Below are 380 nucleotides of genomic sequence, written 5' to 3' on the forward strand. Positions count from 1 at the left end.
CGCCGCCTCCGGACGGCCGCACACCGCCCGGAGGCCGTCGGCCCCGCGCCGAGCGCCTGACCGCGCCGACCGCCCCGAACGCGCCGACTGCCCCGGATACATCGGACCGGGAACGCACAAATCCCCTGTTCTCCTCGGAGAGCAGGGGATTTTGGCTTCTGTCACCGGTCTCGGCTACCGCAGCCGGGCCATCAACGCGTGCTCGACCAGCGTGATGAGCGCGCTCTTGGCCTCGCTGCGGTGGCGGGCGTCGGTGATGATGATCGGCGCGTCGGGGCCGATCTGGAGAGCCTCGCGGACCTCTTCGGGGGTGTACGGCTGATGTCCGTCGAAGCCGTTGAGGGCGATGACGAAGGGCAGTCCGGAGTTCTCGAAGTAGT

At 69.5% G+C, this 380-nt stretch carries 1 pseudogene; it reads right to left on the reverse strand.

From position 1 onward, the window contains the following. Positions 1-174: 174 nt before the first annotated feature. Positions 175-380 (reverse strand): annotated as a pseudogene (locus KN815_RS42790) (ATP-binding protein); the annotation flags it as partial.

The sequence above is a fragment of the Streptomyces niphimycinicus genome (assembly GCF_018883605.1).
Taxonomy (GTDB): domain Bacteria; phylum Actinomycetota; class Actinomycetes; order Streptomycetales; family Streptomycetaceae; genus Streptomyces; species Streptomyces niphimycinicus.